This is a genomic window from Mammaliicoccus sp. P-M59 (genome assembly GCF_022386135.1).
Taxonomy (GTDB): Bacteria; Bacillota; Bacilli; order Staphylococcales; family Staphylococcaceae; genus Mammaliicoccus; species Mammaliicoccus sciuri_A.
Genome location: NZ_JAJNJJ010000009.1, coordinates 60,221 through 74,331 on the forward strand (window position 1 = coordinate 60,221; position 14,111 = coordinate 74,331).

The window sequence follows — 14,111 nt, forward strand, 5'->3', positions numbered from 1 at the left end:
CTAGTCATCCTTGCCGGGGCGGGACTACGAAATCTTTTTATCTAAATTAGATTTCTGTCCACGCTCCCATTTTTTTATGTGAAGAGGATGGAGAAGGCAGTATAAACGAGAAGTAGTGCCATTATGAGATTAAATGCTAATTCATGTTGATTAATAAACTTTTTAAAGATTGAACCAAAGACACTCCAACTGAACGAGGATAGAAATCCGATGAGTGCTAAATATGTAATTAAGATGATTTGGATAGAGAAATGTTCAAAGTTTGGGGTTATAAACGCAGCCACTACACTTAACGCATAAATCACACCTTTAGGATTTACAAACTGTAACAACATACCAAATTTAATATTATTGTGTCTGTTACTAAACGATTGAGCATCCGTACCTTTACTCGTTCCAATTTTGTATGCTAAATAAAGTAAATAAATTGCCCCGAAAATCTTCATATATAATTGTATTTTAGGGAAAAGGTGATAGAGAGCAGAACTAAAGAAATTAGATACGAGTAGTAATAAAAAGAAGCCAAGCGCAACACCGATACAGAATCTTACTGTACCTCGCAGACCAGTTTGTTTAGAATAATATAAAGACATAATGTTATTAGGTCCAGGCGTGAAGCTAGAAACAATCGCATAAATCGTCATAGATAATAAAGTCATATAAAACACCCCTTCAAATTAAACTATTGAGAGTATTGTATCGATAGAAGAAGTGATTGTAAATGGTTGGTGGTGGGGGGGGATGAGAAAGAGAATATTTTAGTTTATCTTTTCCTGCGCATTCTCTATAATAATTGTAAAGAATTATGGAGGTGCATCGATGAACAGTCAAACATACTTACTGGCTCTCAAAAATCGTATCATTCAAGATAAACTTGACGAAGATACGAGGAACTATATTAAAGGTCTGGAGGGTGAACTTTTCATTAAAGGTATTCTTGATGAATATCCAGATCTTCATTATTTATATGATTTTCATATAAACTACAAAAATCGCGTTCAAATTGATTTCTTAATTGTAACGGATGATGCTATATGTCACTTTGAAGTTAAGCATTATTCTGGAGATTATACGATTAAAGATGGTCAGCTTATGAACGAATTTGGAAACATGTTTTATACACCTTTTCAACAACTGCGACGAGCCAATCATGAATTGAATCATTTAATATCCCATTTGAATATCAACAAACCCTTACATTCCTATCTTATTTTTTCAAACCCCAAATTTACTTTAAAAGGTACAATGCCTAATCAATTCAATATCCTATTACCAACAGAATTACACAAACTCAAATATATGTTCAAAAATAATCATACTATAGAAAATGCTAATATCTTACATATGTTTCAACAAGAGCATAGTGACTTTTCACATCTTTATAACAATATTAAAAAAGTCCCAATAGCTAGTATAAAACCAGGGTTGAAATGCCCGAAATGTAAGAGATTGAATACAGTTGAGGTAGAAGAACGAAAGAAAAATCTGAAATGTAGATTATGCGATTTCAAAGACATACGACAAAATGTGTATTTGTTTAATTTATTAGAACTTAATTTGTGTAAAGGGGAGCCATTTACTTTATCAGAAGCCCAGAAATGGTGTGGGGTGGAGAATAAATATACTATAAGAAGAGTGTGTGAAAAATATTTTAGAAGTACAAATAAGAATCCAAAAAAATACTATAAAAATCAATAAAGCAGCGGTGAACATTGCAAGTGGAAGCTGACTAGCAACATTGAAGCGGTGAACATTGCAAGTGGAAGCTGACTAGCAATATTGAAGCAGTGAACATTGCAAGTGAAGACTGACTAGCAATATTGAAGCAGTGAACATTGCAAGTAAGGGCTGACTAGCAATATTGGAGGGATGAACATTGCAAGTGAAGTCTGACTAGCAACATTGGAGGGATGAACATTGCAAGTGAAGTCTGACTAGCAATATTGGAGGGATGAACATTGCAAGTGAGGGCTGACTAGCAACATTGGAGGGATGAACATTGCAAGTGAAGTCTGACTAGCAATATTGGAGGGATGAACATTGCAAGACAGCACCAACTAGCAACATTGAACCAACAAACATTGCGATTTGGCCAAACCAGAACGCCCTGAACCAGTTCCAATCCAATCCCCAACCAAAAAAACAGGGGCGCACTATGTGCGCCCCTGTTCCTTCTTAAGATAATATTGATATATGGTTATGTTTATTTATGGGTGGAAGATTACTTTATCGTACTGTTTCTTTCTGTTTACTAAGTTATCAAATGTTTCTGGTCCTTTTGATAAAGGAAGTACATCGGAGATAATGGGTTTCACATCAATTTCTCCTGTAGACATATAATGTAGTGTAGCTGCCCATTCTTCTCCTGGGAATGGGGCGGATAAACCGTTCCATGAACCTATAACATTAAGCTCATTTCTTAATATCTTTTCAAAATGTTGACGGTGAATCTCGATATCTGAATATGGAATACCTAATAGTAAGACTTCGCCACCTTTAGTTGGTAAGGTAAGTACTTGTCCTATCGTAAACGGTGATCCTGCTGATTCAACAGCAACATCAATTTTTTCAGGTATTGCAGATATAGCCTCATCTAAGTCTGTTTCTTTAGAATTAATCGTATAATCTGCGCCGAGTTCCTTAGCGATTTCTAATTTATGGTCATCAATATCTATTGCGATAATTTTAGCTGCCCCGAATATTTTCGACCATTGAATGGCTAGTAATCCGATGCTCCCACATCCCATGACTGCTACAGTTGCACCCGGCTTCATATGTGTTCTGTAAAATCCATGTGCAACGACTGCAGAAGGTTCGACCATTGCTGCAGTATCTAAATCTACATTGTCTGGTACTTTAAGTACATTGTTTGCTGGGAGTTTCACATATTCTGCAAAACAACCAGGTTCATATGATCCAATCACATATAAATTTTCACAACGTGAGTATTCACCTTTTTCACAGTAATGGCATTGATGGCAAACGACAGCAGGGCATCCTGTTACAGCATCTCCGACATTTAACCCTGATACGTCGCTACCAACTTCCTCAACAATTCCTGAAAATTCATGTCCGAACGTCATACCTTGTTTGTAAGGTCCAAGCTTTTTGTAGCGGGAGGTATCTGATCCACAGATACCTGTTGCTTTAACTTTAATAATGACATCATTCGGTGCATCTATCTTTGGTACAGCTGTTTCTTCAAATCTTAAATCTTCAATACCATATAAATTTAAGGCTTTCAAAAGTATTATCCTCCCCTCTATTTATATTATGAGGTTTGTTCTGAAGTCACTTTCTTCTTCTTGAAAAGTTTAGAACCGAAATAACTTAAGAAGACAGCACTATTACATACGAGTAAATTATCCATATAGAATTGTGTAATATCTCTCATTGGCCCAAGCATAAAATCTAACATGTGTTCAACCATAATCAACATTCTCCTTTTTTATCTTTTAAAAGATTATTTGTTTTATTCGATAGGGCGAAGTAATACTTTAATACCTTCGCCGCCTTTAATGTGATTGTAACCTTCATCCCATTCAGTAATATCAAGCTCAGCAGTAACAAGTGCTTCTGCATTTACTTGTCCAGTACTCATGAGTTGTAATGATGGTTCCCAATCGGCAGGTTTCTGACTTCTACTACCAACAACTCTAATTTCTTTTTGAACGATTTTTTCTAAATCAAAAGGTATTTCGGGATCTTTAAAAATACCAACTTGAACATATAGACCTTTTTTGCGTAATAGATCAAGACCTTGTTTAGCAGCAGGTACAGCGCCTGAACATTCTAATACAACATCTGCACCGTATCCGTCTGTAATGTTATTAACATATTCTTTTAAGTCTGTATGTTGAATATTCACAACATGATCTAAATTTAATTCTTCTGCTTTTGCTAAACGCGCTTTATCGTTATCTAAACCAGTTATAACGACTTTGCCACCTTTACTTTTAACGACTTGTGCAACGAGTAGGCCGATTGGACCTGGTCCCATAACAACTACAGTATCACCTTGATTAATTTCAATTTTAGATACTGCGTGATGTGCACAAGCAAGTGGTTCAGTCATAGAAGCGGCTTTATAAGAAACATTGTCAGGTAACTTGTGAACACTTGCTGCTCTTGCTACAAGATATTGTGTGAAGCCACCGTTTTGTTGCGTACCTAAACCTTTACGATGATTACATAAATTGTAGTCTCCTGATTGACAGTATTCACATTCACCACAAATATAATATGTTGTTTCAGACGTTACACGATCACCAATTTCGAATCCTTCAACTTTATCACCAAGCTCAACGATTTCTCCAGAAAATTCATGGCCAAGTGTTACAGGGAAGTTTACATTGTAATGACCTTCATAAGTGTGGACATCTGTACCACAAATACCGGCATAATGAACTTTTATTTTTATCTCATTTTCATTTGGTTCTGGAATTTCTTTATCTAAAATTTCTAAATTACCAAAACCAGGTGCTGTTTTTACTAATGCTTTCATTTAAAGTCATCCCCTTAATGTTAGTTGAACAATGCAAAGAACTTGAAGATAATATAGTTTAAGATGTTACCACCTTGGTCAAGACTTGAGATTTGTGAAGATCCTGATGGCATTTTCACACTAGTACCGTCAGCCATGCTTGTGAAGATAGGTGCTACATCTGTTGCGATGTATAGTGAAATTGCAATCATAATTGTACCTACGATAACTGAATGTATGATATTACCGCGTGCTGCACCTACGATAAATGCGACGATAAATGGAATTGTTGCTAAGTCACCAAAAGGTAATACTTGGTTACCTGGTAAAATAACAGCTAATAATACAGTTACGGGTACTAAGATTAAAGCAGTTGAGATAACAGCTGGATGACCTAATGCAACCGCAGCATCTAAACCGATATAAATTTCACGATCTCCAAAGCGTTTGTTTAACCATGTACGAGCTGATTCTGATACAGGCATTAAACCTTCCATAAGAATCTTAACCATACGAGGCATTAAGACCATAACAGCAGCCATTGACATACCTAAGTTAATAACGTCACCAGCATTGTAGCCAGCTAATAAACCAATTGCTAAACCAAGTACTAAACCTACGAAGATAGATTCACCGAAAGCGCCGAAACGTTTTTGAATTGTATCTGGGTCAGCATTTAATTTGTTAATACCAGGCACTTTTTGAAGACCTTTAACAAGGAAGATACCAGGTACATAAGAAATCGTACTACCAGTTGCAATAGATACACCTGGTAAATCATAGAATTTACTCATCATTGGTGCAGTCCAGTCAGCTACTTTTAAGCAGACGATTTGGAATAATGCAGCTGCAACTAATGATTGCCAAATGCTCCCTGAAACGGCATAAACCATTGCACCACAGAATGTATAGTGCCAGAAGTTCCAAATATCAACGTTCATTGTTTTAGTTGTTTTAGTTAATAACATGATGACATTAATCACAATACCTAAAGGAATAATAAATGCAGCGATAACAGATGCCCATGCAATTGATGATGTAGCAGGCCAACCTACATCGATTACATTTAAACTTACGCCTAAATTTTTAACCATTGCTTGTGCTGCTGGTCCTAAATTGTTAACAAGTAAATCAATTACTAAGAAAATACCTACGAAGGCAACACCAATCGTTAAACCAGATCTAAATGCTGCGCCAACTTTCTGTCTGAAAAATAACCCTAATAAGAATATGACAATCGGTAAAATTACCGTTGCACCTAAATCAAGAAATGCTTGAATAAAATTTACAAAACCATTCATTCCCTACACCATCCTCTTTTTAGAAGAATGAGGATGAAATATGATTTATTCCAACCTCATGCTAGTTTTTAATTTTGAATTTGTTTAACTTTGTAAAGCGTCTAAAATTTCTTTCTTAGTATCTTCAACACCAATTCCAGTTAAGAAGTTACGTGCGTTAATAACTGGGAATTTGTATTCTTTTTGTGTCATTGCTGTTGTTACTAATAAATCAGCTGTATCAGCGTATGCACCAACTTCAGAGATTTTGATTTGTTTTAAATCTACTTTAATGTTGTGTTCTTTAGCCATTTCCTCAATTGCGTTGTTAACCACTGTTGACGTTGCGATTCCTGCTCCACATGCTACTAATACTTGTTTCATAATAATTTCCTCCTAATTTGAGTCGATGTGTACATCGAACTCTTCCTGTTAATTTTTTTATACTTCGCTTAATTCTTTATCTATTGCATTTACAATTGTTTGTTTATCTTGTGCATTGGCAATCAATTCAAGTAATTGATCGTTTTGGAAGATTCCCATCAGTTTTTGTAATAATGATAGTTGAGCATCTTCTTTATCCATTGCTAACATGAATATTAATTTCACATCTGTTGTTTCTTCAATTTCTCCCATAATGACAAATGGAACGGTTTCTTTTAGTACTGCAATACCTATTGATCTCGTCTGAACGTGTTGTATGTCGGTATGTGGGATTGCCACTGAGCAATATACAGTTGGTAAACCAGTTGCAAATGACTTTTCTCTTTCTATCACTGCGTCTTTGTAAGTGTCTTTAACATAATTATTTTGATACATAACATCTGACAACTTACTCAACGCTTCAACATTCGTCTTAGCTTCTAAATCTAGAATGACGTTAGAAGCATCGATCTTTAAATCTTGCATATTATGCAACCCCTTTGACTTAATCTATTTTTGAAAAGTGTTGAATGATTTTATATACATCAATTTTTGAATCTGTTTGAACAATTTGTTGTATAGCTTCATCGTCTTGAGACATATCTCTCAGTTGTAGTAGTGGTCTTAAATGTTTGAACTTATCTGTAGCAGCGATTGCTACGAAGATATGAACTTTTAATCCAGTACTCAACTCGAGTGGCTCTTTCAAAATCAACATACTCATTGCAGTTCTATGAACGACTTGATCACCATCAGCATGAGGGATTGCGATATTTTGGTTAATAACCATATACGTATCATCAAATGCTGCATGCATCTTATCTATATAAAGCGGGTCGACATATTTCATTCTTACTAACGGATTAGCCGTTAATTGAATGGCTTCTTTAATATCAGCTACACGCTCTACAAAATTGATATGATTGGTTGGTAATAAATCTTGTAAGTTCAAAGTACTATTGATAGATAATGTTGATGCTTTAACTGATGAATATGCATACGTATCTTCAAATTGTGCTTTTACGATTTTGAAAAGCTCTGATTCATTATGAATTGTTGCATGTTCTCTAATAGCCGAAATCATTTTTTCGACTTGTATCTCTGTTTCCATCGTATTATTTAATTGACCGAATACATGTTGTCGTAGTTCATGTTTTTCTTGAGCAGTTAATATCGTTTTCGTGATATACAATTTTTTAGGTGTCATGATATGCATCGGTGAAAAGACGATATCAAAGTCTAATTCATACTGATTGAAATCACGTAATGATAATGCATCAAGGAATATAAATTCAGGGAATACACTTCGCAACTCTTGTAACATGAGCTGAGAAATGGATGTACCTTGTGTACAAACAACGACTGCTTTTACTTTTTGTTCAATTTCTTCATCTTGCCTTCTTAAACTCCCACCAATCAGTATGGTTAAATAAGCAATTTCATTTTCAGGTAATGATTGCCCGAAGAACTTCTCTAAAGGTTTTGAAGATAATTTAACGAGATGAAAGAGTTCTTTATAATCTTCTTTTAAGGAATTTTCCAAACCTTCTACATCAGATAATTGATATCGGGTTCTGTAAAAAGCAGGTTCCATATGAAGCATTAATTGGTTTATCAAAGAATCTCGATCTTTAAATTTAATAAAAGTAATTTTTTCAAATTGAACAATCATGTCTATAAGTGCTTTTTTGAGTTCTGGGATATGTTGAACATCACTGACATCTGACCACTGAACACTCGTTGACAACAACTGTAAAGTAATGAATAACTTTTCTTGTCTCGGAATATTTGGATAGTTCGATGTCAAAATTTCTGTTGCTTGATATTCTTTCGTATCCGATAAATCGTCATATCCTATAGAAAATGATGAAACAATTTTGTCATGCTTAATTCTTCGTAAAATTAAATAAAGTTTATATGGTAATGTTTGTGTACTTTGATCAATGAATTTCCTGTCTAAATATTGTTCGATTTTAGTGATTTGTTTATTGATTAATTCAATTTTTTCATCAATAATACTTAAACTTTTGACGATATCAGACTGAGCAATATGCATTGTAAAGACTTTATCGATGAGCCTCATAAGAAGCCTTCGAATTTCAAATTCACTACCAGCTAAGTAATAACCATTTGTACGACTATATTTCAAATTAACTTCGTATGGTTGTAGAAGTTCTTTCAATTTCTTAATATCATTTAGAATCGTATTTTTACTGACTTCTAAATCAATTGAGAAGTGATTTAATGAAAGACCTTCTTCTTCACTAAACAACATCAATAAAATGAGGTGTGCACGTTGGTATGCGGTATATACCTGCTCATTCTCTTGATAGGTGGATTCAATTGGAACATTAAGAAAATCTTTAATGGTGTCATCAACGATAAAATAACCTTGGCTAGTTCGTTCGATTTCCGGATAATCATGTTCTTTAAACCAGTCATTTAACTTTTGAATCCTGTACCCAAGTTGTCTTCGTGAAATGTTAAACATTGATTCTAAGTCTTTGCCTTTTACTTTTGGATTTTTTATCATTTCTGAAATGATATTAAAGTTTTCTTTTTGTATTTTGAATACCTCCTTTGTTGTTAGTCATAATTTAACACAGGTCATCAAAGAGTTGTACAAGCTTTAATCACAAATGTTATTAACTTTTGTGTACACCTTTGTGATTATACTGATATGACAACGTTTGTAAGACACAACGAATAATTTTAAATGCATGAATATTATTAAAATTGAATACATAGTAGATTTAACTTAAGTAAGAAAAGGGGTAAAAAGGGGACAAGAACATAAAAAAAGCAATCGCTCGATTAGCGATTGCTTTTAATTAATCATTATTCTTGAGTTTCATCTGGTAAGTTTTCTTTCATTTTTTTATTGATTTTCTTCGCGCGTTTGAAATAAATACCTTCAAAGTAGCTTGTTGTACCTAATTTATAGAATACAAGTGCAACAATTGCAATGACGATGAAATCATATGGGTAGTGTATCCAATTAAGTCCGTTAAATTCTTTACTTCCGATAAATGATAAGAAAGCAAGAATGATTAGGTATGCGATGATCCAAATACTACCACCAATTTGTTTTTTAGTATTTGTCCAATTTGTCTTATATTCATAGAAGAAGTAAATTGGTAAACCTAAAATGATAATAAATATAACTTGTGCTGTTGTTGGCCACATAGCCCAATATATTGCGAGTGATGCAACAACGAATGAAAATGGTGCCATAAAGCCAAGCATTTTCGCACGGAATGGTCTATGCATATTCGGTGCCATTTTTCTTAATGAAATAACAGTTGTTGGACCAGTTAAATATGCAACAAGTGTTGCTGTAGAGATAACACTTGCTAATACTGCCCAATCTCTAAATAATGAAACCATAATCATACTGACGATAGCGTTAAATACAATTGCGACACGTGGAATGTTGTATTTTTCGTTCATAGAACCTAAGAATTTAGGAATATGACCGTTTTTCTCCATTGCACGTAATACACGACCAGTAATCGCTACAAATGAAACACCTGTACCAAATGGTGATACAACGGCTTCTAAATATAATAGAATAGCTAACCAGTTTAATCCTAATATGATGGCTAAGTTAGCAAATGGTGAGTCGAAATTAATACCGCTCCAACCACCACTTTCAGAAAGCATGTCTGCTGGCATAGATGTAATAAATGTACTTTGTAAAATAATATATAATGCAGCACTTAAAGAAAGTGAAATTAATATACCTTTATAAATATTCTTTTCAGGATTTTGAATTTCAGATCCCATGTTAATAATTGTTTGGAATGCGTTAAATGAGAATATAATACCAGACGCTGTTGTAGCAGCGAATATTGGTGCACTACCATACGGCATAAATTCTCCTATTGATGAACCATAGTTTCCTGTATCAAATCCAGAAATAATTAACATAATAATCGTTACAAGTGGCACACCTAATTTGAAGAATGATATTAAACTTGTAAATGATGTTAATAGTTTAACTGACCAATAATTTAATAATGAGAAAATAATAATGATAATAAATACTGCAAATAATCCAATATTACTAATTGAACCATCATGCATAAGTTGGCTAGTAGGTTTAGCCCAATCCCATGGCCAAGAGCTGATGTATTGAACAGCTGATACAGCCTCGATAGGGATAATCGTTACTAATGATACCCAGTTTGCCCATGATGCTATGAAACCAAGCAGTGAACCATGTGTATACTGCGCGTAGTTACTCATACCACCAGATTGTGGGAACATTGTTCCAATTTCAATATAGTTATAAGCTATCGATCCTATAACAATAAAGCCTATTACCCAAGATATAATTGCGGCAGGACCTGCAATTGATGATGCTTCCCATGCCCCAAATAACCATCCAGAACCGATTAAAGAACCAAGTCCTAATAGTACGAGTTGGGTCAAGTTAATTTTTTTGTTTTCGTTATGATTACTCATCCAATCTCCCATTCTAATTTTTAATCAATTTTTGTTTGTTTTTATTGTTAAAATTAAAGCACGGGACAATATTATACGCTTATAAAATTAATAGTCAAATTCCGTTGTAAATATCAAGCGTTTTCAAATCGCTGTACACACCAGTTTTATAGGGATGAAAGGTTTTTAGAGTTCCGGCAGTCTGACCAGCTATAAAGTAAATTAATTTGTATTTTTAAGTTGATTGTGACGCTACGTCATAAAATAGAATATAAGTATAAAAACCAATAATACAAGGAGTGGTTAATATGATGACTACAGGAGAAGTAGCTAAGAAATGTCATGTAACAGTTCGTACAGTACAGTATTACGATAAGAAAGGCATTGTCAGTCCAAGTGAGATATCTGAGAATAATAGAAGATTATATACAGAAGCGGATTTGAATCAATTAAAGATTGTGTTGATTTTGAAAGATATGAATTTTTCTTTGAAAGAAATTAAAGAATTGTTGAAATCAAATGAGTCTATCAACACACTCAATGTACTGTTAAGTGAAAAAATCATTGAACTAGAGGAAAATATTAAAAACGAAAGTGACCAATTGAAACAAATTCAATTTATTAAAAAGAATATAAGTGAAGAAAGTGAATATCCAGTATCTAATATCTTGAATTTACAAAATAAATCTAAAAAGCATCAACTAATGAAAAAATTCAGAAGTAAATTTATGTTTGTATCAATGATTGTCGGCATTGGTCAATATACAAGCATTGCCATGGCTATAACACAGAAAAAATGGAAACCAGTTATCATCGTTTATCCGTTCGTACTATTGTATGCAGCATTTGCCGTTAAAAAATATTATGCTGTTGTAAGTTACTTATGTCCAAATTGCCAAAATGAATTTAAACCGATCTTCTCAGAATGGTTCAAATCCAACCATACTTATCAAACAAGAAAGCTATTATGTCCACATTGTAATGTAGAAAGTTTTTGTATCGAGACACATGAATAATGAAAAAGAGCGAGATAGAACGCTGTGGAATCAGAATTCTATCTCGCTTATATTAATATGAATATATCAATTATTGAGGTATAACACCAATTTCCATATGAACTAAATAACCATCTTTATCAAAAGAGGCGAGGTAATGTTGATTTAAAGTACCATATTTTAAATATTGGTCTCCTTCATCAACTAACATCGTTGCTTCATGTGCTTTTTTAAATTCAGCCTTTGTAACAACACCAGATTTAACATCAAACATGATTGTACCAACTTTACCATTGTCGTCTTTTAATATTGTCGTGTCATAGACTTTAGATGAATGACCACCAGTGCCTGTTTTAGCATCATATTCCGTTTGGTAACCATTAATCGTTACATTATCTGCATAAAGTGCTTCTACAAAATTATAATCTAATACAAAGGACGGGTTATTATATGTGTAGCCATCATAGTTATACCAAGGTGTTGTTTCTGACTCTGAATTTGCTGCAATAGCTTGATCAGAATTTTCGACAGCTGACACACCAAGTAATAAACTCGTCGATAACGCAGTCGTACCAATTAACTGATAAACTTTCTTCATTGTCTCCACTCCCTTTATTAGATATAACAATCCGTTGGCTAAGTGACAAAATGTTTGTAATATTACACTACCCGATATAAAAGAAGATAATCAAATCGTGAAGAAGGCGGGGATGTTATTTAGAATGAGGCAAGTCATGGCTTAAGTACTGAATAAAGCCAAGAGATGAACCAAGTAATGGCTTAAGTGCTGAATAAAGCCAAGAGATGGACCAAGTCATGGCTTAAGTGTTGAATAAAGCCAAGAGATGAGCGAAGTCATGGCTTAAGTGTTGAATAAAGCCAAGAGATGGCTCAAGTCATGGCTTAAGTGCTGAATAAAGCCAAGAGATGAGCCAATTCATGGCTTAAGTGCTGAATAAAGCCAAGAGATGAGCGAAGTCGTGGCTTAAGTGCTGAATAAAGCCAAGAGATGGCCAAAGTCGTGGCTTAAATACCGAGTAAAGCCAAGAGATGAGCCAAGTCATGGCTTAAGTACTGAATAAAGCCAAGAGATAGCCAAAGTCGTGGCTTAAGTGCTGAATAAAGCCAAGAGATCGTTCAAGTCGTGGCTTAAGTGCTAAATAAAGCCAAGAGATAGCCTAAGATATGGCTTCACACTTATATAATCCCCCCAACTTTCACACAACTCACATATCTTATTGCTCTCATCACCACCATCCAATCCAACACCCCCATTCATCAGTGTAAAATTTCAAATTGACTAATCTTGAGTACAATGATAGGATTAATAAAAAATAATAAAAGACTCTTATCAAGAGTGGCTGAGGGATGTGCCCTATGAAGCCCAGCAACCTTCTATTTGGAAAGGTGCTAATTCACATAAAGTTTGTCTAAACTTTTGAAGATGAGAGGAGGTTTATCTAACTTTCTCTAATTTTTTAGAGGAAGTTTTTTTATTTTTAATTTTTTATCGGAAAGAGGCGTGTATACATATGAGTAAATTCGTAAAGTTTGTTAGTTTTATCGGTATTATTTTATTATTAGCTGCGTGTGGAAAGTCTAGTGGAAGTGAAAATACAAAGATTACGGTTGCTGCTTCTCCGGCTCCGCATGGTGATGTCGTTGAACATGCTAAAGAAAAAATGAAAGAAAAAGGTTATGACTTAGAAGTTAAAACAGTGAATGATTATAAAGTGCCTAACAAATTATTAGATAAAGGTGATGTTGATGCAAATCTATTTCAACATGTGCCTTACTTAAAAGCTGAAAAAGCAACACATGGATATAAAATTGAAGAGGTAGGAAAAGTTTTCACAACGCCAATGGGAGTTTATAGTAAAAAACATAAAGATTTGAAACACTTACCAGATGGCGCAACCATTTATGTGTCTAACAACCCAGCTGAAGAAGGAAGATTTTTATCATTCTTTGTTAATGAAGGATTGATCAAAATAGATCCAAAAGTGAAAATTGAAGATGCTAAATTTGATGATATTATAGAAAATAAAAAGAATTTGAACTTTAATAACAAACAAGGTGCAGAATTTTTACCTAAAACATATAACAGTGGTGAAGGCGATTTAGTCATTATGAATTCAAACTATGCAATTGATAATGGACTGAATCCAGTGAAAGATTCGATAGCTATTGAAGATAAGTCATCACCATTTGCGAATATATTAGCTGTAAAAGAAGGGCATAAAAATGATAAGAAATTCCAAGAACTTCTGAAAGTTCTACAGTCTAAAGAAATGAAGAAATATATTAAAGATGAATATGGCGATAATGTTATCCCATATGAAAAGTAATCATGTAATGAACCCAGGCATATGTCTGGGTTTTAATTTTATATATTTGTGTATTTATTCACAATGAAATAATATTATAAATCTTTAAAATTTATGTTGTAAGCGTTTCCTGTTTGTGCTATATTCAACTTATTAA

The 14,111-nt window shown here is 33.9% G+C and carries 13 protein-coding genes and 1 riboswitch; of the genes, 3 read left to right on the plus strand and 10 right to left on the minus strand.

All coding sequences use genetic code 11. The features are described from left to right. Positions 1-74: 74 nt before the first annotated feature. Positions 75-659 carry a LysE family translocator gene (locus tag LQ617_RS13525; protein ID WP_239740594.1) on the minus strand — a complete coding sequence of 195 codons (585 nt, stop codon included), beginning with the start codon at positions 657-659 and terminating at the stop codon, positions 75-77. Positions 660-819: 160 nt separating this feature from the next. Between LQ617_RS13525 and LQ617_RS13530 the strand changes: the two genes are divergently transcribed. Further along, entirely contained in the window at positions 820-1,698 is an 879-nt protein-coding gene (locus LQ617_RS13530) for a nuclease-related domain-containing protein (RefSeq protein WP_239740595.1), read from the plus strand. A 509-nt stretch (positions 1,699-2,207) separates the two neighbouring features. Here the strand turns inward: LQ617_RS13530 and LQ617_RS13535 are convergent. The 8 genes from LQ617_RS13535 to LQ617_RS13570 form a co-directional block, all read right to left on the minus strand. Beyond that, a complete protein-coding gene (locus LQ617_RS13535; RefSeq protein WP_239740596.1) occupies positions 2,208-3,245 on the minus strand; it encodes a galactitol-1-phosphate 5-dehydrogenase in 1,038 nt (345 codons plus the stop codon). A 26-nt stretch (positions 3,246-3,271) separates the two neighbouring features. Next, the gene (locus LQ617_RS13540) at positions 3,272-3,430 is read right to left on the minus strand and encodes a hypothetical protein (protein ID WP_239740597.1); all 159 of its coding nucleotides are present in this window, start codon (positions 3,428-3,430) and stop codon (positions 3,272-3,274) included. 42 nt (positions 3,431-3,472) lie between these two features. Next, positions 3,473-4,504: a zinc-binding dehydrogenase gene (locus tag LQ617_RS13545; RefSeq protein WP_159315949.1), complete on the minus strand. Its 1,032-nt coding sequence runs from the start codon at positions 4,502-4,504 to the stop codon at positions 3,473-3,475. A gap of 20 nt (positions 4,505-4,524) precedes the next feature. Beyond that, complete coding sequence (locus LQ617_RS13550) at positions 4,525-5,784, minus strand: PTS galactitol transporter subunit IIC (RefSeq protein ID WP_107565950.1); 1,260 nt, start codon at positions 5,782-5,784, stop codon at positions 4,525-4,527. 84 nt (positions 5,785-5,868) lie between these two features. Continuing rightward, positions 5,869-6,147 (minus strand): PTS sugar transporter subunit IIB, encoded by a 279-nt coding sequence (locus LQ617_RS13555; protein ID WP_037590477.1) that lies wholly within the window; start codon positions 6,145-6,147, stop codon positions 5,869-5,871. 57 nt (positions 6,148-6,204) lie between these two features. Next, the gene (locus LQ617_RS13560; RefSeq protein ID WP_239740598.1) at positions 6,205-6,672 is read right to left on the minus strand and encodes a PTS sugar transporter subunit IIA; all 468 of its coding nucleotides are present in this window, start codon (positions 6,670-6,672) and stop codon (positions 6,205-6,207) included. 19 nt (positions 6,673-6,691) lie between these two features. Further along, entirely contained in the window at positions 6,692-8,719 is a 2,028-nt protein-coding gene (locus LQ617_RS13565) for a BglG family transcription antiterminator (protein ID WP_239740599.1), read from the minus strand. A 305-nt stretch (positions 8,720-9,024) separates the two neighbouring features. Next, a complete protein-coding gene (locus tag LQ617_RS13570; protein WP_204253263.1) occupies positions 9,025-10,653 on the minus strand; it encodes an APC family permease in 1,629 nt (542 codons plus the stop codon). A 287-nt stretch (positions 10,654-10,940) separates the two neighbouring features. Between LQ617_RS13570 and LQ617_RS13575 the strand changes: the two genes are divergently transcribed. Beyond that, complete coding sequence (locus tag LQ617_RS13575; protein ID WP_239740600.1) at positions 10,941-11,648, plus strand: MerR family transcriptional regulator; 708 nt, start codon at positions 10,941-10,943, stop codon at positions 11,646-11,648. A gap of 70 nt (positions 11,649-11,718) precedes the next feature. On the opposite strand, the gene isaB is transcribed toward LQ617_RS13575, so the two are convergent. Continuing rightward, positions 11,719-12,225, minus strand: coding sequence for an immunodominant staphylococcal antigen IsaB family protein (isaB, locus tag LQ617_RS13580; protein ID WP_103361795.1), 507 nt, complete (start codon positions 12,223-12,225; stop codon positions 11,719-11,721). 747 nt (positions 12,226-12,972) lie between these two features. Then, a riboswitch (SAM riboswitch) is annotated at positions 12,973-13,078 on the plus strand. A gap of 81 nt (positions 13,079-13,159) precedes the next feature. On the opposite strand from isaB, the gene LQ617_RS13585 reads away from it, so the two are divergent. Next, positions 13,160-13,975 (plus strand): MetQ/NlpA family ABC transporter substrate-binding protein, encoded by an 816-nt coding sequence (locus LQ617_RS13585; RefSeq protein ID WP_037590472.1) that lies wholly within the window; start codon positions 13,160-13,162, stop codon positions 13,973-13,975. Positions 13,976-14,111 lie beyond the last annotated feature (136 nt).